The organism is Odoribacter splanchnicus DSM 20712, from assembly GCF_000190535.1.
GTDB lineage: Bacteria > Bacteroidota > Bacteroidia > Bacteroidales > Marinifilaceae > Odoribacter > Odoribacter splanchnicus.
Genome location: NC_015160.1, coordinates 4,227,498 through 4,248,396, shown reverse-complemented (window position 1 = coordinate 4,248,396; position 20,899 = coordinate 4,227,498). Strand labels below are relative to the sequence as shown.

General features: G+C 43.0%; 21 protein-coding genes. 15 read left to right on the top strand and 6 right to left on the bottom strand.

What is annotated here, in order from left to right; translation table 11 throughout:
- Nucleotides 1–85 precede the first annotated feature (85 nt).
- Both ODOSP_RS18040 and ODOSP_RS18035 read left to right on the top strand, forming a co-directional pair.
- Complete coding sequence (locus tag ODOSP_RS18040; RefSeq protein ID WP_004319006.1) at nt 86–460, top strand: four helix bundle protein; 375 nt, start codon at nt 86–88, stop codon at nt 458–460.
- 300 nt (nt 461–760) lie between these two features.
- On the top strand, nt 761–1,165 hold the full coding sequence (locus tag ODOSP_RS18035; protein ID WP_009017593.1) for a hypothetical protein: 405 nt from the start codon (nt 761–763) through the stop codon (nt 1,163–1,165).
- Nucleotides 1,166–1,192: 27 nt separating this feature from the next.
- Here ODOSP_RS18035 and ODOSP_RS18030 read toward each other — a convergent pair whose 3' ends face one another.
- Both ODOSP_RS18030 and ODOSP_RS18025 read right to left on the bottom strand, forming a co-directional pair.
- Nucleotides 1,193–2,167 (bottom strand): IS982-like element ISPrsp2 family transposase, encoded by a 975-nt coding sequence (locus tag ODOSP_RS18030; RefSeq protein ID WP_013613710.1) that lies wholly within the window; start codon nt 2,165–2,167, stop codon nt 1,193–1,195.
- Between the two features lie 59 nt (nt 2,168–2,226).
- Complete coding sequence (locus ODOSP_RS18025; RefSeq protein ID WP_009017594.1) at nt 2,227–3,111, bottom strand: IS1595-like element ISPrsp1 family transposase; 885 nt, start codon at nt 3,109–3,111, stop codon at nt 2,227–2,229.
- A 529-nt stretch (nt 3,112–3,640) separates the two neighbouring features.
- On the opposite strand from ODOSP_RS18025, the gene meaB reads away from it, so the two are divergent.
- The 4 genes from meaB (at nt 3,641) to ODOSP_RS18005 (ending at nt 8,732) form a co-directional block, all read left to right on the top strand.
- Nucleotides 3,641–4,735, top strand: coding sequence for a methylmalonyl Co-A mutase-associated GTPase MeaB (gene meaB / locus ODOSP_RS18020; protein ID WP_041557649.1), 1,095 nt, complete (start codon nt 3,641–3,643; stop codon nt 4,733–4,735).
- Nucleotides 4,736–5,011: 276 nt separating this feature from the next.
- Entirely contained in the window at nt 5,012–6,562 is a 1,551-nt protein-coding gene (locus tag ODOSP_RS18015; protein ID WP_041557057.1) for a tetratricopeptide repeat protein, read from the top strand.
- An 869-nt stretch (nt 6,563–7,431) separates the two neighbouring features.
- Nucleotides 7,432–8,358 carry a hypothetical protein gene (locus tag ODOSP_RS18010; protein WP_013613706.1) on the top strand — a complete coding sequence of 309 codons (927 nt, stop codon included), beginning with the start codon at nt 7,432–7,434 and terminating at the stop codon, nt 8,356–8,358.
- Complete coding sequence (locus tag ODOSP_RS18005; RefSeq protein ID WP_041557056.1) at nt 8,355–8,732, top strand: hypothetical protein; 378 nt, start codon at nt 8,355–8,357, stop codon at nt 8,730–8,732. The genes ODOSP_RS18010 and ODOSP_RS18005 overlap by 4 nt, the downstream gene beginning before the upstream one ends.
- A gap of 111 nt (nt 8,733–8,843) precedes the next feature.
- On the opposite strand, the gene ODOSP_RS18000 is transcribed toward ODOSP_RS18005, so the two are convergent.
- Together ODOSP_RS18000 and ODOSP_RS17995 are read right to left on the bottom strand one after the other, a co-directional pair.
- A complete protein-coding gene (locus ODOSP_RS18000) occupies nt 8,844–9,305 on the bottom strand; it encodes a type I restriction enzyme HsdR N-terminal domain-containing protein (protein WP_013613704.1) in 462 nt (153 codons plus the stop codon).
- A 49-nt stretch (nt 9,306–9,354) separates the two neighbouring features.
- Nucleotides 9,355–10,581: an S-adenosylmethionine:tRNA ribosyltransferase-isomerase gene (locus ODOSP_RS17995; RefSeq protein ID WP_013613703.1), complete on the bottom strand. Its 1,227-nt coding sequence runs from the start codon at nt 10,579–10,581 to the stop codon at nt 9,355–9,357.
- A gap of 188 nt (nt 10,582–10,769) precedes the next feature.
- Between ODOSP_RS17995 and ODOSP_RS17990 the strand changes: the two genes are divergently transcribed.
- The 9 genes from ODOSP_RS17990 (at nt 10,770) to ODOSP_RS17950 (ending at nt 18,547) form a co-directional block, all read left to right on the top strand.
- Nucleotides 10,770–11,540: an AMP nucleosidase gene (locus tag ODOSP_RS17990; protein ID WP_013613702.1), complete on the top strand. Its 771-nt coding sequence runs from the start codon at nt 10,770–10,772 to the stop codon at nt 11,538–11,540.
- 6 nt (nt 11,541–11,546) lie between these two features.
- Nucleotides 11,547–11,951 (top strand): DUF1573 domain-containing protein, encoded by a 405-nt coding sequence (locus ODOSP_RS17985; RefSeq protein WP_013613701.1) that lies wholly within the window; start codon nt 11,547–11,549, stop codon nt 11,949–11,951.
- Nucleotides 11,952–11,984: 33 nt separating this feature from the next.
- Nucleotides 11,985–12,293, top strand: coding sequence for a preprotein translocase subunit YajC (yajC, locus tag ODOSP_RS17980; protein ID WP_013613700.1), 309 nt, complete (start codon nt 11,985–11,987; stop codon nt 12,291–12,293).
- Nucleotides 12,294–12,461: 168 nt separating this feature from the next.
- Nucleotides 12,462–13,454 (top strand): YbbR-like domain-containing protein, encoded by a 993-nt coding sequence (locus ODOSP_RS17975; protein WP_013613699.1) that lies wholly within the window; start codon nt 12,462–12,464, stop codon nt 13,452–13,454.
- Nucleotides 13,454–14,047 (top strand): dephospho-CoA kinase, encoded by a 594-nt coding sequence (gene coaE / locus ODOSP_RS17970; RefSeq protein ID WP_013613698.1) that lies wholly within the window; start codon nt 13,454–13,456, stop codon nt 14,045–14,047. Before ODOSP_RS17975 ends, coaE begins: the two co-directional genes overlap by 1 nt.
- Nucleotides 14,048–14,053: 6 nt before the next feature.
- Nucleotides 14,054–14,791 carry a TerB family tellurite resistance protein gene (locus tag ODOSP_RS17965; protein ID WP_013613697.1) on the top strand — a complete coding sequence of 246 codons (738 nt, stop codon included), beginning with the start codon at nt 14,054–14,056 and terminating at the stop codon, nt 14,789–14,791.
- Nucleotides 14,792–14,878: 87 nt separating this feature from the next.
- Nucleotides 14,879–15,295 carry a DUF5606 family protein gene (locus tag ODOSP_RS17960; RefSeq protein ID WP_013613696.1) on the top strand — a complete coding sequence of 139 codons (417 nt, stop codon included), beginning with the start codon at nt 14,879–14,881 and terminating at the stop codon, nt 15,293–15,295.
- An 81-nt stretch (nt 15,296–15,376) separates the two neighbouring features.
- Entirely contained in the window at nt 15,377–16,075 is a 699-nt protein-coding gene (locus ODOSP_RS17955; protein WP_013613695.1) for a tRNA1(Val) (adenine(37)-N6)-methyltransferase, read from the top strand.
- Between the two features lie 267 nt (nt 16,076–16,342).
- Nucleotides 16,343–18,547 (top strand): GH92 family glycosyl hydrolase, encoded by a 2,205-nt coding sequence (locus ODOSP_RS17950; protein ID WP_013613694.1) that lies wholly within the window; start codon nt 16,343–16,345, stop codon nt 18,545–18,547.
- A gap of 82 nt (nt 18,548–18,629) precedes the next feature.
- On the opposite strand, the gene ODOSP_RS17945 is transcribed toward ODOSP_RS17950, so the two are convergent.
- Together ODOSP_RS17945 and ODOSP_RS17940 are read right to left on the bottom strand one after the other, a co-directional pair.
- Nucleotides 18,630–19,916 carry a nucleotide sugar dehydrogenase gene (locus ODOSP_RS17945; RefSeq protein WP_013613693.1) on the bottom strand — a complete coding sequence of 429 codons (1,287 nt, stop codon included), beginning with the start codon at nt 19,914–19,916 and terminating at the stop codon, nt 18,630–18,632.
- Nucleotides 19,916–20,896 (bottom strand): SDR family oxidoreductase, encoded by a 981-nt coding sequence (locus ODOSP_RS17940; protein WP_013613692.1) that lies wholly within the window; start codon nt 20,894–20,896, stop codon nt 19,916–19,918. Before ODOSP_RS17940 ends, ODOSP_RS17945 begins: the two co-directional genes overlap by 1 nt.
- Between the last annotated feature and the right edge of the window lie 3 nt (nt 20,897–20,899).

Sequence of the window (20,899 nt, the reverse complement as noted above, 5' to 3'; positions counted from 1 at the left end):
ATTTATCTATTTGCGGCGTAGCCGCTCGTTGATAAAGGCTGAATACCCGCGAAGCGGGTCGGAAAAATTTTTGAAAAATCGAGTTATGGCATTATCCGAAGAATTACCCCTATACCGCGACACTTACCGGTTGTTGAACAACCTGTTGATCCTGACGCAGGATTTTCCGCGCTTCTTCCGCTACAGTATGGGCAGCCGTATGGTGGATTTGACTTTGGATATGCTTTCTCTGATTTACAAGGCGAACAGCAGCTATGAAAAAGTGGGCGTATTGACCGAATTTCTCGACCGTTACCGCATGTTGCAGATGCTTTTCCGCGTATGTGTGGAGCAGAAGGTCATTACCGAGCGCAAATACGCCTCGTTCGGGCTGCTGTTGGAGAAGATAGGCAAGCAGGCTACGAGCTGGAAACAATATAACGAACGCGGAATGAAGAAACAGGAAGATAAAAGGCAATGATTTATCAGTCGGGATTCGGGCGGTCAAGGCTTCCCGAAGCGAACTGTTTATTATTGAAAAAGGGTTGTCGGCAGGCTTTCCTCGTGCAGGGAGGCTCGCAAAGACAAAAACAGACAACATTTACTGGTCCTCCTCGGAGTTCTACAACAATCCGGCGAACAACGCTCTTTATGTGAATGTGAACAACGGCAACGTGAACAACAACAATAAGAACAACAGAAATAGTTACGTGCGTCCGGTCTTAGCTTTTTCAATAAAAATTTACCGAAGTATTGTAAATTTCAAAAACAATAAATCAAAATGAAAAGTTCAATCAAAAAAATGTCAGCACTGCTGACGATGATGGCTGTCGCCATCCTTACTTTCACCTTCACCGCTTGCAGCGATGATGACGATCCTGTGACGGAAGTGACTTACACCTACGGCTTCTCCAGCATGTCGGCCTCACACCCCGACTTTCTCGAAGAGATGGGGAAAATAGAGAACGCCTTCCAGTCAGCCCTCGGTATCACCGGCAAGCTCTTCACCAAGAAAGGTACGATAGAAGAATGTGACAAACAGGTTTACGAGGCTTGCCGGAAAGCATTCGATTCGCTCAAAAGCGAGGCCTGGCAAGGGGATTACACCTTCCAGGTTACGAACGTAGGAACAGGCAAGGTGGTATGCACGGCTACATTCAGTGCCGACAACGAAAACTTTATATAGTTTTATTAGCATGACCTGTTGGCGGAATTAAAATAGCGCATATTTAACTCTGCCAATAGGCTTTTCATTTTTGTAGTTAATATATTGAAGGATTGTAAGTGCGCTAATCTTCCCAATAATCCGGGCAAACAATCCATCTGTATCTTTCGCATAATTCCTTATAATCATAAACTGGTCACACAATTGCGAGAATAGGGTTTCAATTCTTTTTCTCGCTTTGGCAAAAGCTGGGAATGTTGGCTTCCATTCTTTTTGATTACATCTGTATGGTACCTCCAATCTGATATTGGCAGTTTCAAACAAATCCAATTGCACTTGGGCACTTATATATCCTCTGTCCCCTATGACTGTACAATTACTATAATCCACTTTCACATCCTTCAGGTAATGAATGTCATGCACACTTGCCTTAGTGAGGTCAAAGGAATGGATGATACCACTTAACCCGCAGACTGCATGGAGTTTACACCCATAATAATACATGCTTTGTGATGCGCAGTATCCTACCCCAGGTGCTTTTCTAAAATCCTTCTTTCCCATACTGCAACGTTTGGAACGGGCAATACGACATACTTCTATCGGTTTCGAATCAATACAGAAATAGTCTTCACCACCATCCATTTTAGAAACCATTCTTTCTCGGATTGCATTACATAGGGAGGAAGTTATTTTACGCCTGTCATTGTATTGTCGGCGGGAAATAAGGTTGGGTATTTCAACCCTATATTCCTGTAGCTTTGCAAACAACAGCGACTCACTGTCAATACCAACAGCCTCTGATGCCATGTTCAAAGCCACTACTTCAAGGTCTGAGAATTTAGGGACGACTCCTCGTCTTGGTACATTCCCGGATTCATTGACTAAATTGCCGGCAATTTGCTTGCATATGTTCAGTAATTTTGCGAATATTGCATATAAGTTGTGCATACGATATTTGTCTATTAAAAGTTTAGTCACCTTTAATTTACTAAATATCAACAATATGCACAACTTTTTAAACATAAATCTTTTATAATTTATAGGTATAGGCGTTTAGAGCGCACTACATTCACAGCTGATTATCAGTCAGTTTTCTTTTGACAAATCATTCGACGAAGTAGCATATCGAAGATTGTGTCCATATTATTACGGCGGTTGAACCTGAAATGATACTCGTCAAGGTATCCTTGAAGATGCTCTTTGGAGCAATGGTGGTGTATTCCACGCAACCATCCCTTTATGTTCATGATGTGAATATGAATCTGTGGATGCCCTTTGCCCTTATCCGAAGGGCGTTGCTCCAATTTTGGATAATCTTTCTTTAACGGCAGGTAGCCTGACCATTCATCGGTTATGACTTTTGCGTCCTTTGATATGTATCTGTCGAAGAACGGACGAAAAGAACTTGCCGAAGCATCATCTATCACTTGGGCATACGCACGTCCCACGCCGTCTCGGACAATCTCCAAAGCGACTATCACAAGCTTCTTTTTGCCTTCCGTGCTTCGTCCAATGATTCCTTCCTCTTCTCCTCCGATATAAAACTCATCGACATGTACCTCTCCTTTAAGAGGATAATTACCGCTGCTCCGCATGGCTTTCTGTATCTTACGCTTGAATTCCCATACGGTTTTCTGACGCATACAATATTCTTCCGCCAGTTCCAAAGAGGACATCCCTTTCTTCTTTGTCGATATTTTGAAGGCTATGTGGAAAGCGTAGACAAGCGGGAATTTTATCTTGTCGAACATGCTTCCGCTGGTAACGCTCTCGTCATACTTACAGCGTGTACAACGGCGAGAATAGGGATATCTGTCATTGCAATAATTGGTATGACCGCATTTCTTGCATTTGAAGCCGTCTGCCCACTTTATCGAGGACAAGTACTCAAGGCATGAGGCATCATCGGTAAAACGACTATAAAATTTGATTGATTCCACTCCTTTGAATTTATCGCGTTGTTCCATGCCTGCAAAAGTAGGCAAAATCCATAAAGTTAGTGCGCACTAAACGCCTATACCTATAATTTAATTCCGCCAACAGGTAATTATATTTCTTTGTAAAGCCGGATACAAGAGGTATCGGCATTTTTTTATTTCATGTAGCGTTTTCAAAAGCGCCTTAGAATCAAGAAACTGGTAATTTCAATTGTGATTCATTTACAACAACTAAGGCGGATATTGACAACGCTCGCGTAGTGAGTACGTATATAAATATACATATTCTAAGCGTGAGCTTGTCTTACCCGGTTGTTGTGGAATACCAGTTCCCTTGATTCCGGGTATGTGCAAGTTCCACGCTTATTTTTTTATTAAAAAGTACGCAAAACTTGCCTGTCCCCTATTATATAGCGGAGTTCCAAAAACCCAGCAGGCAGTCGGCAAATCAATCGTTTCTTTCCAGACTTTCGGTTACCGGCTGTTTTTTATGAAAATCCACCTTTTTATCCTATCTTTGCGTGAAACAAATCAAATCTGGGAAATTATGTCAGAATGTATAGAACATCCGGAGAATGCTCCGGAATATGAAGGATTAAAGGTGAACAAAGGCATCGAGCAGCCCGATCCCATGAATCCCAATATTGCTGCGCGCCTGAAAAATATACGGAGGCAAACCCTGACCACCGACGATTATGTCGAAGGTATTCTGAAAGGAAACATCAACATCCTAAGCCAGGCGATCACGCTGGTAGAAAGTGCCAAACCCGAGCACCAGGCCGTTGCCCAGGAAGTGATCAACCGTTGCCTGCCCTCCTCCGGACGGTCTGTACGGATCGGTATCACGGGTGTACCGGGAGCCGGCAAGAGTACTTTCATCGAAAGTTTCGGAAAATATCTCACCGGCCAGGGACATAAAATCGCTGTATTGGCCATCGACCCGAGTAGTGAACGGTCGAAAGGAAGTATCCTGGGCGACAAGACCCGTATGGAAGAGCTTGCCTGTGATCCTCATGCTTACATTCGGCCTTCCCCGTCAGCAGGTTCCTTAGGTGGTGTCGCCCGGAAAACCCGCGAAGCCATGATCCTTTGTGAAACAGCCGGCTTCGACATCATCCTCATCGAGACGGTCGGTGTAGGCCAAAGCGAAACAGCCGTACACTCGATGGTCGACTTTTTCCTGCTGGTACAAATTGCCGGAGCCGGAGACGAGCTTCAGGGCATCAAACGGGGAATCATGGAAATGGCCGACAGCATCATTATCAACAAAGCCGACGGGAACAACATTCAACGGGCAGAACTAGCTAAAGCGCAGCTCCAGACCGCCCTGCACTTTTTCCCGCCCCACGAATCCGGCGTCATGCCCAAAGTCATGACTTGTTCCGCTTATGAACGCACCGGTATCGATGCTATTTGGGAAAATATCCTGCACTATTGCAGTGAAACTCAACAAAACGGTTATTTCGATGTCCGCCGTGCCGAACAATCCAAATACTGGATGTACGAAACCATCGACGAACAATTACGCAACCATTTCTATCAAAGCCAAAAGGAAAATTTAAAAATAGCAGAAAAACAGGTCATGAGTAATCAGGTCAGCTCCTTTGCCGTTGCTTTCGAACTGTTGGACAACTATTTCAATACAAACAAATAAAGGAGCGCTATCCCGATTACCGAGACTGCCCGAAAAGTCGAATCTATGACTTTTCGTAATTAGCATCTTATTCAAAAATCGGCCCCCTGCTGATTGGTGGAACTGAAACTACTGACCTATCTATCAGAACTGCAGATTCGCCAATCAGCATACTGAAAAAAGTAAACTTAGCAAAGTGAATACAAACCTTTCGAACCAAATATGAAAAGCTGTCTGTTCATCTTTATTTTTGCAAGCCTTTGGGGCAGTTGCCGAAATCGATATCCTTCAGAAAGAATGCTGAATCAAGCTGCACAATTGATTTATTCCTCCCCTCAACAAGCTTTGAAGCTGCTGGATTCCATTTCCCAAAAAATATTAAAACGGAATGCCCGTCACAACCTATATTTATTAAAAGTTCATGCTGCTTACGAAGCCTATCAGGATATCTCGGTATATCCTCCCCTTTCTAATACAGCCCGATATTTTCAGCAACAGGGTGATTCAACCAAAGCAGGGTGGGCCTATTTATTTACGGGTATCATGGACAGCAAGAACGGTTATTATGAAAAAGCCTCTATCAACCTGTCGGAAGCAAAAGAGAATGCACCACGACAAGACAGTATGCTCTTATTTCAAATTCATTATCACCTCGGAGAGCTATATAAACTTCGCCGTGACCAACAAGCGAGTATCGAATCTTACCAAAAAGCCATAGAATATCACTCTCCCCAGAATAAATACAGCAATTATGAAATGGGCGACTGTCTGCTCAACACCAGACAATATGCAGCAGCCCGGACATATTATAAAAAGGCCGAGCTAAACGCTTTGAATTTACAGGATTCGGTAAATGTGGCTTACCTCATGTTGCAGATCGGTATTTCTTATTCGAACACACAAAATACAGCGAATGCAATTCTTTACACGCATAATGCCTTAAAATATGATCCGAATCCGGAGTTTCAGAAACAGGGTTATCTCCTTTTAAGTGAAATTTATCTACATCGCCAACAGCTGGATTCTGCCAGGTATTATCTGAAAAAGGCATCCGTGTCAACGGACGATTCGGAAAAATTACAAGCCCAATATTATAAACAACTATACCAAATTGCCGAGTTAAAGAAAGACTATCAGTCGGCATTAAATCATTATAAGAAATATACAACCTATATTACAGATTACCAACTAAACAAGACCGAAGAACGCATCGACAATATCGTCAACCGCCACCACCAAAAGAAATGGCAACGCGAAAACCGCAGGCTGGTCCGCCAGCGCATGCTATTGGTCAACGGTAGCCTCGTTCTGGCTTTACTTTTTATACTACTAGCCACTTATATCGGTATCTTATTGAAAAAAAGACGGGAAAAATACCTGAACGCCTGCCAAATGATCGAAACTCTACAGCATTTATGCCAAGAACAAAACCGATGTCAGGATAAATTTAAAGAACTGTTGCTGAATAAATTGGAAGTATCCAAAAAATTAGCTTTTATTTCAAGCTATCCCCATGACAAGCATCAGGCATTTTTAAAAATGTATAATGAAATTCTGGGAGACATCGGACAGACCGATTTAAACTGGGATGAACTCTATTTCACCATAAATTATTTATACAACAATTTCCAGCAAAAATTGAAGGATAAGTTTCCTTCCCTGAACGAAAAAGAAATTCAATTGTGTTGTCTGATCCGAGGTGGTTTCAAAACCGATGAAATCGCTTTTGTCATCCGGCAAAGTGTCTATTCAATCCACAAACGGAAAACGGCTATCCGGAAAAAATTGGGTATGGACGAACGGGCCGATATCTTAACAATAATACTCTCCTTACTGGACAATTCATAGAAGAAAAAGCAGGATAAATACGACCTTACAATTCAATTTCATTTTTTTACCAAATTTACAAACCTGTCCAATCACAACAAACTGATTTACAGACACACATTTTTCTGTTTTACAATTACAAAAACACAAATTACGAATACAGAATCCACAAAATAAGATAAGGCACCTACATACCAGATTACACCATTTAGAATTTGTATTTAATAGAATTTTGGCAGTTAATATATGTTTACCCTAAATGTATCACTGAATTGCAAACCGACTCTGATCCGGGAAAGATCATTCTCCCCCGGGAAATCCATACATATCTTCGTTAAAATCCATACATATCTTTTTTAAAATTCGTCCGTATCTTTTTGGAAAAACATACGGGAGAAAATCCGGAAACATACGCCCGAATGAAACAAAAGGACGAATATCCTGAAATCACTCACCGAAACCCTACAGCAGGAATATACGGCAAGCAGTACTCCTATCATTTACCTATAAAACAGACTGCCCCCGTTTAGATTCCCGAATAACAAGTCTCCAGTTTCCACCCCTTATAAACGAATTATCACCTTTTACCAATTTTTCTTAATACTATTTTTATAACAAACTCACAATCAGTGTATAAAAAAACAACATTACAATTAGAAACAAGAGGTATATTAATTGAATCCTTAATTTATTCTATAATTTTAATCCATCAATTTTAATTTTTAAAACTATGAATAAACTATTAAAATGTATTAGTATAATTTTATTATTTTTTTTCTTGTGAAGAAAAAATAATAGAAAAAGAAGATCTTCCTTCAACTAAAGGCTGTTCCCAACAGAATTCCTATGAAATTATAGACGGTATTCTACATTTCAAATCTCCCGAAGCAATGAGTACATTAGTAAATGTGTTAGAAAAAATGTCTGATGAGGAATTTTTTGCATGGGAAAAAACAAATAATTTTTATTCGTTATATCATGCAATTTCAAATGCAGAGGAAGATATTTTTTCTGATAGTGTATCTTTTGAAAAGAAATTAAAACAATACGAAAATTTAGTGTATTTAGATGAAAATGAAACAATTCAAGCCAAAGTACCCTCTCGATTATATCAACTAATTTGTAATAATGAGGGATATTTTTTCATCAATAAATATAAACATCAAGTGATTTCAGATGAAATTATTACTAAAGACAATCAACTTAGGAACATAGAAAGCAGAAAATATATTGTTAACAACTCTCCCCAAACACGAACAAAACAAGAACCAAGATACCCCATAGCTTCTTCAACATATACAGGTAATAAACGACGTGTACATGTTACAGTATTATATATTCGAGAAATTGTTCGAAATACTAACGGAGAATGGGTTGGAAAGCAAATATTACAATTAGAATCTACATCATACAAAAGAGTATTAGGAAGATATAAAAGGTACAAAACAGTCCATTCTGTAGATGTTCTTGGTTTTTATTGCTCAAAAGGAGTTTATAAGAAAGAAGACGGAAATTACTCCACACGCAATGTAAGATTCGAGGGCTTAGGAGGTGGAGGTTCTGTTGGAGAAAAAAAGACTATGACAATGAACTATTTTTTATCTCCCTCAAATTTATGGATTCCAGAAAAATATATTTCCATTAATGAAAAAGATATAAGTTTTGTACAAACTAGAGTTAGTACTCGTGGTACAGGTAATAGCGGGGCTGTTGTTGTTTATACAAGAGATTCATTTATTTCTTTGCCCTTTATTATTCCTACCACAGGAACCCCACAAATTATAAGGCCTTTAATAACAGAAAATTTTGGAGAATGATGAAAAAATGCTCAGTAATTACCGGTATGATTTTAGCAAGCCTTTTACTGTTTATGAACAGTTGCGAGAAAGATTACCTGAATGCGGAAGAGATTAGTTATTCGTTGACCGTTTCGGATACCGTTTATCTGAATGAACCTGTAACCATCAAGGGAGTGATCAACCAGGACTTAGATATCAGAGTCTATTGGGAAAACTGGAATAATGATCATTTGATCGGCGTGCTCAAACCGTACCGGGACTCTATTGTCTGGATACCGGAAAACATAAAAGAAGGGCCAGCCAATCTGTTGACACAAATCGCTTATAAAAGTGGAAGAAAGAACCAAACGAACCTCATGGGCGGGAAAAATATCGTGATTAAAAAAAGATAACATTCAGAATCACGGAAAGCTTCACCACGTCATCAGCACAAATCCCTTCCCGGATAGCTTGTTCTATCAATAACAGGCATACCTGGATGGGATTTACGTATAAATAAGGAATCAGGCCAATAGTTCCCTCTCCTGGGAAAATTCCGGGAAATCGTCCAGAAAACAGAAGTCGTTTTCCTGATTCATATAACCGCAAAAATGGCGAACCCCATTGGTAATGGCTACATAGGGAGCTGCCAGTGTCAGATTATAGCGAAACACCTGGTCGAACACTTTTTGGGTAAGTGCCACAGCAGGCGCTTTACATTCGACCAGCAGCCAAGGATTACCGCTCCGGTCGAAAACCACGATATCGAAACGCCTTTTCAGGCCATACAGTTCAATTTCTCTTTCGACGGCAACCCGGGAGATCGCATATCCTTTCTTTTCTACCAGATAATGCACCACATGTTGCCGTACCCATTCTTCAGGCGTCAGGACCACATACTTCTTCCGGACGATATCGAATATCATCACCGTCCCGTTTTGCTTTTTCACCTTATAATCGAATCCCGGTAACGAAAGCTCTAACATATCCTTCACTATTTTTCTCCTCGCTTTATTTTCGCCTTTAGTTTATAGCCTATGACTTTTTCACCTCCAACAAACTACTATCTCCATAACTCAAAAACCGGAAATCATGAGTCAGCGCGTAATCATAAATTTTGTGCCAATCCTCTCCGACGGCCGCACCGACCAATAACAACAGGGTACTTTGGGGCTGATGGAAATTAGTGAACATGGCATCGATCACCCGATAGCGGTACCCGGGAACAATAATAATCGTCGTACGGGCTTTCAGCAACTCCTGACAAGCTGTGTCGAACCAACCGCACAAGGCTTCCATGGCTTCCCTCAAAGAATAATCCTGAGGTAAAGTATACGCTTCCCATTGTCCTAGCGTAAAAAAATCCTCCTGTCCTGCCAGGCGTTTCACCCCCATCCAGTATAAACTTTCCAACGTACGTACCGAGGTTGTTCCCACTGCAACGATATCACCGGTCTTCTCCTTCAATTGTTCTACCAATTCGCGGGAAATGACCAAATGTTCCGTATGCATATCGTGATCTCCGATCGTCTCTGCTTTTACCGGCCGGAAAGTACCTGCCCCGACATGCAAGGTCAATTCCCGGACATGCACACCTTTCTCTTTCAGATCGTTTAAAATCGCCCGGGTAAAATGTAATCCGGCAGTCGGAGCTGCCACAGACCCTTCTTCTTTGGAATACACCGTTTGGTATCGGACTTCATCGGAAGCTTCCGATTCCCGGTTCAGATAAGGAGGGATCGGAATCCGGCCGCATCCTTCCAGCACTTCACTGAACGAAAGACCTCCCGTCCAGCTAAAACGGATAATCAACTCCCCCTCTTGTTGCCGCACCTTTTCGGCGGTTAACCGATAGGTCGCTTCGCCATAGGTAAAGTCACAGGCAATGCTCCCTTCCTTCCATTTTTTCAGGTTCCCCACCATACAACTCCATTCACAACTATCACGAGCTGCAAAATTCTGAGCATAATCGACCGGCAGATACGGTTCGAGACAAAACACTTCGATCACAGCTCCTGTCGCCTTGCGGAAAAACAGACGGGCATGAATGACTTTCGTATTGTTGAACACAAGCATCTGTCCAGCCCTAAGGAGGTGACGCACCTCTGAAAAACGACTTTCTTCTATCCGTTCACCCCTATATATCAACAATTTAGAAGCCTCTCGTTCGGCCAAAGGGAATTTTGCTATCCGTTCGTCGGGCAAATTGTAAGTATAGTCTTCAATCCTTATATTCCTGAGTTTATCCAGTTCTCTATCCATATCATTTTGTCGTTTGACAATAATATTCTATTTTTATGTTCTGAAAGGCCGGGGATTGCATTTTGCAAAATCGGTCAAAGATAGTGAAAGGTGAGAACAGTGACAAATGAAAATTTATTTTCAATTTGACCCTACTGAACCGCATCCTAATCTTATCCAAAGATAACAAAAAGATCAAAGATCAGGTTATGAAAACAAAGAAAGACATTGTAGACAATTGGTTACCCCGGTATACGGGAAGAGAATTAAAAGATTTTTCAAAATATATTTTACTCACCAACTTCGAATATTATCTGGAACTATTCTCCGAATTATATCAGGTACCTATCGTCGGAGCAGACAAGACCATGCCTAATGTCTCCTGTAACGGGATTACGCTGGTCAATTTCGGTATGGGCAGTCCGAATGCCGCCACCATACTGGATTTACTTTCGGCCATAGAGCCCGAAGCCGTGCTTTTTATCGGTAAATGTGGCGGGATTAAGGAAAAGAACTCCGTGGGTGATTATATTCTTCCCATCGCTGCGATAAAAGGCGAAGGAACCTCCGACGATTATCTGCCTCACGAAGTGCCTGCCCTACCGGCTTTCAGCATTCAAAAAGCCTGTTCGAAGGCCATCACGAATCATGGGCGGGAATATTATACCGGCGTAGTCTACACGACGAACCGACGGGTATGGGAATACGACGATCGTTTTAAAGAATACCTGAAAAGTACCCGGGCCATGGCGGTCGATATGGAAACGGCCACGATCTTTACTGTCGGTTTTGCCAATCGTATCCCGACAGGTGCCTTACTGTTAGTCTCCGACCGTCCCATGATCTCCGACGGAATAAAAACAGCCGAATCGGACAAACACGTCACGCAGAATTTCGTTAAACAACATCTGGAAATAGGCGTAGAGGTCCTGAATAATATCAAAGAAAAAAATTACTCCGTAAAACACCTGATTTTTTAATCGAAGATGAAGAAACAAATTTCTTATTTTCTACTTTTTACTTTTTATCTATTTCTTTTTTCGTGTAAAGAAAAACAAAATTCTTCCGTTCCGCCAGCCGACACCCGGGTGGAATGGATAAAGAAGACCTGGGACTTCGGTAACATCACCCAAGGTGAAACGGTAACCCATACCTTCTATTTCAAAAACACAGGGACCCAAAACCTGCTGATTAAAAATGTGGAAACGGGATGTGGATGTACAACAGCCGATTATGACAAAGCTCCCGTTCGCCCCGGGAAAGAAGGAAAAATAGAAATTGCCTTCAACTCTGAAGGCAGATACGGTAAACAATACAAAGAAATCCGTATATTTGCAAACATTCTGGAAAAACAGGTTATCCTGAGTTTTACCGCGACTGTAAAAGAATAAAATCAAATCATTTTAAATTAATAAACAACAATTATGAACACATTACTTATTGTATTACAACAACAAAGCAACGGTTTAATGAATTTCTTACCCTTGATCCTGATCATCGTCGTATTCTGGTTCTTTATGATTCGTCCTCAGATGAAAAGACAGAAAGAATTGAAAAACTTCCGTGACTCACTGAAAAAAGGAGATAAGATTGTGACGACCGGAGGTATTTATGGAAAAGTACTCGAAATCGGGGATTATTATATTATCATGGAAGTGGAAGGCCAAAACCGCCTGAAAATCGACAAATCGGCAGTTATAAAAGACATGACCGACGCTACTCCGGCAAAATAAATCACCCGACCGACGTCCGGAACGATTGGCAGACCTATGCACTGACCGAACTACGGATCAGCGGCTTCAGTCCTGCCAATCCTCTTCGCCGGTCTGTCTCTGAAAAGAAAGCCGATCCCCCGAAAACCGACGGATCGATGTGACTATTTTATCATAAAAACCGATTCCATGTACTTGCCCAAAGTCAACCTTCAGCAAATCCAGCAGTTTAAGGAGAAATACCTCAACCGGAATATCGTCTCCTACCTGATTTGTGTTGTCATAGCTTCCATCTTATGGTTTCTGAACACTTTGAGCAAAGATTATCTGACAGAAATAACCTATCCGGTCAAGTACACCAATTTCCCCGCGGGAAAATATCCCGTTGCAGAACTCCCCACCCAAATCCAGCTCACGGTAAAAGCCAAAGGATTTGCTTTATTGGGACATAGCATCCGCACTTCTTTTCTGCCCATTACTTTTAATGTAGGCAGTTATTGTAATCATGCCCTCTCCGACAAGGCAGGCATACAGGAATTCATCCTGAACACCAACGACATCAAAGACAAAATCAGCAGTCAATTAAATACGGAAATTCAATTACAGAGTGTAGCTCCGGAAGAGATCGTATTCCAATTCGCACAATCGGGCCGGAAAAAGGTAGCCATCCGGCCTATTGTGGATTACACCCTGAAAAGACAATATATCGTCAACCAGATAACGGTAGCTCCCGACAGTACCTGGATAGAAGGACCGGTCAATATACTGGACACTTTACACTGTATCCCGACCGAACTTATCAAGCTGAAAAATATCAGTAAAAATATAACCCGTACAGCAGAATTAGTCGCTTTACCTTATTGCACTCCTCAGGAAACCGCTGTGGAAGTCGATATACAAGTAGAGCAATTTACGGAGGCCAGGAAGATCATCCCGATCACCCCCCTTCATGTCCCCGATTCTTTGACGCTCCGGCTCTTCCCGGATAATGTCAATATCAGTTATGAAATAGGACTGAGTAAATACGATAAAATTACAGCCAGCGATTTCATCTTTTCTGTAGATTATCCGAAAAATGCAGATGTCACTTATCTGGAAGTCAAGGTTGTAAAAGCACCGGATTACATCAAAAACTTGTCCTATACCCCCCAAAAGGTCGAATATATATTGGAAAAAAAATAATGATACATTCTATCGGTTTAACAGGTGGCATAGGTTCAGGGAAGAGTACGATCGCCGGTATCTTGAAACAACTGGGTTATCCGGTCTATCTCGCCGACCCGGAAGCTTCCCGGTTAATCAATCGTTCTGTAGAAATCCGTAACGACCTTACCGGTCTGTTCGGGGCGGATCTGTATACCCCCCGAGGAATGCTCGACAAAAAATTATTAGCGGATATCATCTTCAAAAATCCACAAGCCCTGAGTCAGGTGAACCGGATCGTTCATCCCCGGGTAATCCGTGATTTTCAACACTGGCGGGAACAGCAGAACAGTCCTTTGGTCTTCTTCGAATCGGCTATTCTTTTTGAAGCCGGTCTCACCCGTCATTTTGATTTTATTATTTGTGTAACAGCATCAGAAGCCACCCGTTTAAAAAGAGTGATTCTTCGGGATGCGACGAATGAAGACAAGGTAAAAGAAAGAATGCAAAACCAGGCTGCCGACACAGAAAAATGTAAAAATTCGGATTTCATCATTTACAACGACGAGGACCATATGGTCGTACAGCAAGTCCTGGATGTTTTGAATAAGTTGAATTTAAAAATACAATAAATAGTCATGGCAAAATATGGAAAATGGATTGGTGCAGGTTTAGGATTAGCACTGGGGGGACCTCTCGGTGCTTTATTCGGATTGTTTATCGGGTCGATGTTCGACAACATCCAGACCATTGCGATCCCATCGGACGGGGGACCTATTCCTCCGGGCCAAACCGGGCGTGGTGATTTTACTTTCAGTCTGACCGTGTTGGCGACCGCAGTGATGAAAGCCGACGGCCGGATCATGCGTTCCGAACTCGATTATGTCAAAACATTTCTCATCCGGAATTTCGGCATCGAAGCCACACGTGAGGCCATGCAAATGATCAAAGAACTGAGTACACGAGATATCCCTGTCGACGATGTATGTCAGCAAATCCGTTTTCAGATGCCTGAAGCTTCTAAAGTACAATTGCTCTATTTCCTGTTCGGTATTGCCAAAGCAGACGGCACCGTCAGTACGGCCGAGATCGGTCTGCTCGAAAATATTTCCAACCGGCTGGGCATCGATCATGTCACTTTCATGTCCGTAAAATCCATGTATTACGATGACATCGAATCCGCCTATCAGGTTTTGGGCATCGACAGCAGTGCCAGTAATGAAGAGATCAAAAAAGCTTACCGCAAAATAGCAATGGAAAATCATCCCGATAAAGTAGGGCACCTCGGAGAAGATATCCGGAAAGCTGCGGAAGAAAAATTCAGCCGGATCAACGTCGCTTACGAAAAGATCAAAAAACAAAGAGGCATGAATTAGTATCAGATTGTAAGATGAACATTTTCAATTTCCAATTAAATGCACTAGTTTTGCAACTCATTTTTGTGAAACTTCAAATAACGAACTATGTTAAAAGAAATTTTATCCATTTCAGGAAAGCCTGGTTTACAAAAACTGATCAGTAATTCTTCTAATGCCATTATCGTCGAATCACTTATCGATGGCAAGCGTTTCCCCGCCTATTCAAATTCAAAAATTATTGCACTGGAAGATATCTCTATTTATACTGAGGCTGAAGATATGCCTTTGAAAGAAGTTTTCAAACGCATTTCTGCTAAAGAAAATGGAAAATCTGCACTGAGTCACAAAGAACCTACTGAAAAAATTCTGGCTTATTTCGAAGAGATCGTTCCGGAATATGATAAGGAACGGGTATATGTCTCGGATATGAAAAAAATCATTCAGTGGTACAACCTGCTCACCGAGAAGGGAATGCTGGACCTGGATGAAGAAGCCAAAGAAGAAGAGAAAAAAGAAGCATAACCTCCTCCTAAAACATAAAGAAGTCGGGGTGCCCCGAAAGGCTTTCGGACCATCTCAACTTCTTTTCATTTCTGACCACCGATGTTTCAATTCAAGCGATTCGTCATCCATCAAGAACATACTCCGATGAAAGTCGGAACAGACGGTGTATTATTAGGAGCGTGGGCAGAGCTTGAAGAGGCGGCGTCCATTTTGGATATCGGTACGGGGACCGGCCTGATCGCACTCATGGCAGCCCAAAGAAACGCACAAGCCCGGATCGATGCCCTGGAAATCGAACCGGCGGCCTGCCGGGAAGCCGCCTATAACATTCGAATCAGTCCGTGGGCCGAACGTATCCGGTTATATCCCCAGGCCTTGCAAGCCTTCTTTCCTGCTATCGGTTATGACTGTATCCTTTGTAATCCTCCTTTTTTCGTACACTCCACACCGGCACCGGATAACGGCCGTAGTTTAGCGCGGCATACCGGCACGCTTCCCCATACCGAATTGATCGTTCATGCCGAACGCCTGCTTACACCTCACGGTAAGTTCCAGGTAATTCTCCCTGTAGAAGAAGCTTGCCAGTTAATCGCCTATGCCAGGCGATACCATTTATTCCCCCGGAAAATCACCCGTGTACATCCCAATCCGGGAAAAGCCCCCAAGCGGCTTCTTATCCAACTGACAAGACAAACTCTTCCTCCGGTCGAAACAGATCTGACCGTAGAACTTTCCCGCCATCATTACAGCGAAGAATACATCGCTTTGACCCGTGAATTTTATCTAAAAATGGAATAACTGTCTGATTTTTATCTTTTTTAGGGAAATTTCCCGGTTTTAAAGAAATCTGTCCGGACATTTAACGATCCATTAACTGTAAATTATTCGGAACCGCCTTATCTTTGTCATGTCAAAACGAAGAATAAAAGACACGTTTTTTTCATAAGTTTGTATGTTTAGGTTAGTAGTTAGTAATTAATAAGAGATCGGTTTCCCCGGTCTCTTATTTTTTTCTATCTTTATCCATTGAAATCATTAACAACACTCAAATTTACGACTTTGTCCATGAAAACTCTTTTATTTGTCTGTAGTCTTCTTTTATGTCTGGGCATAACCGGTTGTCGTCAAAATGAAAAGGAACTCAAAATAACGGCCTACGTAAATCCTTTTATCGGTACCGACGGTCACGGCCATTGTTTTCCGGGAGCGATCCTGCCCTTCGGCGGTATTCAGCTCAGCCCCGATAATCCCCGTAACGGTTGGGACTGGACCTCAGGTTATCATTATTCCGACAGCATCATATCCTCTTTCTCTCACACTCATCTGAGCGGCACAGGTATCGGTGATCTGCAAGATATCCGGTTTCTTCCGGTGAGTACGACACCGGATACATCGATCAGCCCTGCTGCTTATATCCAATCGGGATATGCCCGTTTTTCCCACCGCAACGAGCAGGCCGAACCCGGCTATTACAGTGTCGTATTCGACAACGGTATAAAAACAGAATTATCCGTCACCAACCGATGCGGTATCCATTACTATCAATACCCTGCCAACTCGGCCCATGCTCTGACTATCGATTTAACCACCGCCCGCAACTGGGACCGAACGACAGAAACAAGTATCCGTAAAGTCAACAACCGAACCCTCGAAGGTTACCGGAAATCGCAAGGCTGGGCCAATGACCAGCGGGTGTACTTTATCATCGAATTTTCACAGGATTGCGAAGTATTAGCAGGATACAAGAAATTCTCTCCTCTCGAAAACGGGCAGAAAATAACCGACAAAGGATGTTATCTCTATGTCGATTTCGGCCAGAAGACCAATAAAATCCTGGCCAAAATCAGTATTTCGTCTGCCAATACCGAAGGAGCGATAGCCAATCTGGAAAAAGAACTCTCCCACTGGAGCTTTGACAAAGTGAAAAGGGATGCCAACCACGCCTGGAAAAGACAGCTCCAAAAAATCAAAGCAGAAGGCCGGAACGAAGCCGACTTAGAAAATTTTTATACCGCTTTGTATCATGCTTACACAGCACCTTATCTCTTCTCGGATGTAAACGGTAATTATAAAGGCCCTGATAAAGAAATCCACAGTGTTCATAAACACAACCAATATTCGGTATTTTCCCTTTGGGATACTTACCGGGCAGCACATCCCTTATTCACCATCACCCAAAAGAAACGGGTATCGGATATGATCAATTCTATGCTCAAGCACTATGATGCCTATGGCTTACTACCCGTTTGGGAACTAGCGGGCAACGAAACGTTCTGTATGATCGGTAACCATGCCATCCCTGTTATCACCGAAGCCTATCTGAAAGGCATCCGCAATTTTGATGTCGAAAAGGCTTACGAAGCGATGAAAAAAACGTCGCTCACCGACCGGGCCGGTATGGGTGTTTACCGGAAATACCATTATATTCCTTATGAGCTCGAAAACGAATCGGTATCCAAAACGCTCGAATATGCTTACGATGACTGGTGTATCGCTCAAATGGCCAAAGCCCTGCAAAAAGAAGACGACTATCTTTTCTTTTTAAACGCCTCCCGCAATTACACCAATCTTTTCGACCCCGGTACCGGTTTTATGCGGGGCAAATCTTCTGCCGGAGAATGGAAAACACCCTTCTCCCCGCTCTATTCCAACCACCGGGACGATGAATATACCGAAGGTAACGCCTGGCAATATTCCTGGCTGGTGCAACACGATGTCGAAGGGCTGATCGCCCTGCACGGAGGTGCCGAAGCTTTTATAACCAAACTCGACAGTCTCTTTACCCTGGATGCCCGGCTGGAAGGCGAAAATGCCTCTCCCGACATCAGTGGTTTTATCGGACAATATGCCCATGGGAACGAACCTTCCCATCACATCGCTTATTTATATAATTATGTCGGGCAGCCACACAAAACCCAGCTGTATGTCAACAAAATTCTGACCGGATTATATCACAATACTCCGGATGGCCTTTGCGGGAATGAAGATTGCGGGCAAATGTCCGCCTGGTATGTCTTCTCGGCCATGGGCTTTTACCCGGTCAATCCGGTCGAGGGAAAATACCAGTTGGGCGCTCCGCTGTTCGACAAAATAACCCTCTCGACAGGACCGGAGAAAAAATTCGTCATCACAGCCAACAAAGAGTCGGACCGGCACATCTATGTACAGGAAGTATATCTGAATGAGAAAAAACTCGACCGCACCTGGATCACTCACGAAGAGATCATGAATGGCGGAGAATTGAAATTCGTCCTGTCTACCCGCCCTTAAAGAAGAAACACAAATAAAAAAGGCGGTTGTCCTAAGTTCATTTTTTAACTTCCGGCAACCGCCAAGCGATAAATAATTCCTGTTACAACCGTCCTTCTACAGCCTCTCCGGCAACACTTTTCACATCATAAACAATACCGTTTTCTTTACACAACTCCCTCAATTGCAAAGACCGGAATACCTGATGAGCAACAGCCAATACCACCGCCTCGTATTTTTCGGCGGGGAGGGTATTCTTCATTTCTAAACCGTAGACTTTCCGTACTTCCTCGGGAGATGCCCAGGGATCGTAAACATCGACTTCCAAGTCAAATTCTTTCAAAGCAGCGATAATATCGACCACTTTGGTATTTCTGACATCGGGACAATTTTCTTTAAAAGTAATCCCCAGCACCAAAACTTTAGATCCCTTGATACATTGTCCTTTCCGGATCATACACTTCAACGTTTGTTTGGCCACATACTCGCCCATACTGTCGTTCAGTCTGCGTCCTGCCAGAATAATTTCCGGATGGTATCCGTATTCCTGAGCTTTCTGGGCCAAATAATAGGGATCCACACCGATACAATGTCCTCCGACCAAGCCGGGCCGGAAGGATAAAAAATTCCACTTCGTAGCGGCAGCTTCGAGCACAGCTTGTGTATCGATATGCATTAAATTGAAGATTTTCGACAATTCGTTGACAAAGGCGATATTGATATCCCGCTGTGAATTTTCTATTACCTTGGCTGCCTCGGCCACTCTGATAGAAGGAGCCAGATGGGTGCCCGCCACGATAACCGAATGATAGAGCGCGTTCACTTTCTCTGCCACCCCGGGAGTAGAACCCGAAGTTACCTTTTTAATTTTTTCTACCGTATGTTGTTTATCTCCCGGATTGATTCTTTCGGGGGAATAACCGGCAAAGAAATCTACATTGTATTTTAATCCTGAAACCCGCTCTATCACAGGGATACAGTCTTCTTCGGTAGCCCCGGGATAAACCGTCGATTCATAAATGACAATATCTCCGCGAACAATCACCTGACCGACTGTCTCACTAGCCCTGATCAACGGAGTGAGATCGGGCCTGTTATGTTTATCGACAGGAGTGGGCACGGTAATGATATAATAATTGCAATCTCTCAGATCTTCCGGGTCACAGGAACAATACAACCCCTTCTCTCCCCGTTTGGGAACGGAGGGGCGCAATACCGATTTCATCACTTCTTCCGACACTTCCAGTGTCCTGTCTATCCCTCGGTTCAAGGCTTCGATACGTTCTTTTTTCAGATCGAACCCGACTACAGCATATTTTGTCGCAAAGAGACGGGCTAAAGGAAGTCCTACATACCCTAATCCGACGACTCCGATTTTAATCTCTTCCATCACTTTCTTTTTAAATTCTCCCAATACCATTTGACCGCTTCCCTCAATCCCTGTTTCATATTAAACCGGGGATCGTATCCCAACAACTGCCGGGCTTTATCGATAGAGGCCAGAGAATGCGGAATATCTCCTTTCCGGACAGGGCCGTAAACAATATCCACGTCAGCAATCCGGGCGTCGTAAAAGCCCAACAACTCTTTGAGATAACCGACCAATTGATTCAGCGTGGTATTCTCCCCATAAGCGGTATTGTATACCGTATTTACAGCCTTCGGATTCTCCGTATTCATCGCCAGCCAGTTCATCTGTAAGACATTGTCGATATAGGTGAAATCGCGGGAATATTCACCGTCTCCGTTAATGACCGGAGATTCATACCGCATCAGTTGTTCCACGAATTTCGGGATAACGGCAGCATAAGCACCGTCCGGCGATTGCCGGCGTCCGAATACGTTGAAGTAACGTAAACCGATACATTCCATCCCATATACCCGTCCGAACACATCGGCATAAAGCTCGTTCACATATTTGGTGATGGCATAAGGCGATAAAGGGCGCCCGATCACCTCTTCCACTTTGGGCAAATTCTGAGAATCGCCATAAGTAGAAGAACTGGCGGCATATACAAAACGTCTGACTCCGGCATCCCGGGCAGCGACCAACATATTCAGGAAACCCGAAATATTCACTTCATTGGTGGTCTGCGGGTCATTGATCGACCGCGGTACGGAGCCCAAAGCCGCCTCATGAAATACATATTCCGCCTCAGCCACTGCTTTGCGGCAATCTTCCGGTTTGCGGATATCCCCCACCTGCAATTTAAATCGCTCCGGATATTCCCTCAATAAAGCTTCTATATTTTCAAATTTACCTGTAGCAAAATTATCCAGACAAGTCACTTCCTCCCCTGCTTTCAAAAGATATTCACACAGATTCGAACCGATAAAACCGGCTCCTCCTGTTACTAAAAATTTTCTCATTCC

Bases quoted from the DNA above. Each gene is read 5' to 3' on its own strand.
- ODOSP_RS17990 (WP_013613702.1), top strand. From the start codon at position 10,770: ATGAAAACAAAGAAAGACATTGTAGACAATTGGTTACCCCGGTATACG.
- ODOSP_RS18030 (WP_013613710.1), bottom strand. From the start codon at position 2,167: ATGTTTAAAAAGTTGTGCATATTGTTGATATTTAGTAAATTAAAGGTG.
- ODOSP_RS18010 (WP_013613706.1), top strand. From the start codon at position 7,432: ATGAGTACATTAGTAAATGTGTTAGAAAAAATGTCTGATGAGGAATTT.
- ODOSP_RS18000 (WP_013613704.1), bottom strand. From the start codon at position 9,305: ATGTTAGAGCTTTCGTTACCGGGATTCGATTATAAGGTGAAAAAGCAA.
- ODOSP_RS18025 (WP_009017594.1), bottom strand. From the start codon at position 3,111: ATGGAACAACGCGATAAATTCAAAGGAGTGGAATCAATCAAATTTTAT.
- yajC (WP_013613700.1), top strand. From the start codon at position 11,985: ATGAACACATTACTTATTGTATTACAACAACAAAGCAACGGTTTAATG.
- ODOSP_RS17975 (WP_013613699.1), top strand. From the start codon at position 12,462: ATGTACTTGCCCAAAGTCAACCTTCAGCAAATCCAGCAGTTTAAGGAG.
- ODOSP_RS18005 (WP_041557056.1), top strand. From the start codon at position 8,355: ATGATGAAAAAATGCTCAGTAATTACCGGTATGATTTTAGCAAGCCTT.
- ODOSP_RS17960 (WP_013613696.1), top strand. From the start codon at position 14,879: ATGTTAAAAGAAATTTTATCCATTTCAGGAAAGCCTGGTTTACAAAAA.
- ODOSP_RS17940 (WP_013613692.1), bottom strand. From the start codon at position 20,896: ATGAGAAAATTTTTAGTAACAGGAGGAGCCGGTTTTATCGGTTCGAAT.
- ODOSP_RS17995 (WP_013613703.1), bottom strand. From the start codon at position 10,581: ATGGATAGAGAACTGGATAAACTCAGGAATATAAGGATTGAAGACTAT.
- ODOSP_RS18015 (WP_041557057.1), top strand. From the start codon at position 5,012: ATGCTGAATCAAGCTGCACAATTGATTTATTCCTCCCCTCAACAAGCT.
- ODOSP_RS18040 (WP_004319006.1), top strand. From the start codon at position 86: ATGGCATTATCCGAAGAATTACCCCTATACCGCGACACTTACCGGTTG.
- ODOSP_RS17950 (WP_013613694.1), top strand. From the start codon at position 16,343: ATGAAAACTCTTTTATTTGTCTGTAGTCTTCTTTTATGTCTGGGCATA.
- ODOSP_RS18035 (WP_009017593.1), top strand. From the start codon at position 761: ATGAAAAGTTCAATCAAAAAAATGTCAGCACTGCTGACGATGATGGCT.
- coaE (WP_013613698.1), top strand. From the start codon at position 13,454: ATGATACATTCTATCGGTTTAACAGGTGGCATAGGTTCAGGGAAGAGT.
- ODOSP_RS17955 (WP_013613695.1), top strand. From the start codon at position 15,377: ATGTTTCAATTCAAGCGATTCGTCATCCATCAAGAACATACTCCGATG.
- ODOSP_RS17965 (WP_013613697.1), top strand. From the start codon at position 14,054: ATGGCAAAATATGGAAAATGGATTGGTGCAGGTTTAGGATTAGCACTG.
- ODOSP_RS17945 (WP_013613693.1), bottom strand. From the start codon at position 19,916: ATGGAAGAGATTAAAATCGGAGTCGTCGGATTAGGGTATGTAGGACTT.
- ODOSP_RS17985 (WP_013613701.1), top strand. From the start codon at position 11,547: ATGAAGAAACAAATTTCTTATTTTCTACTTTTTACTTTTTATCTATTT.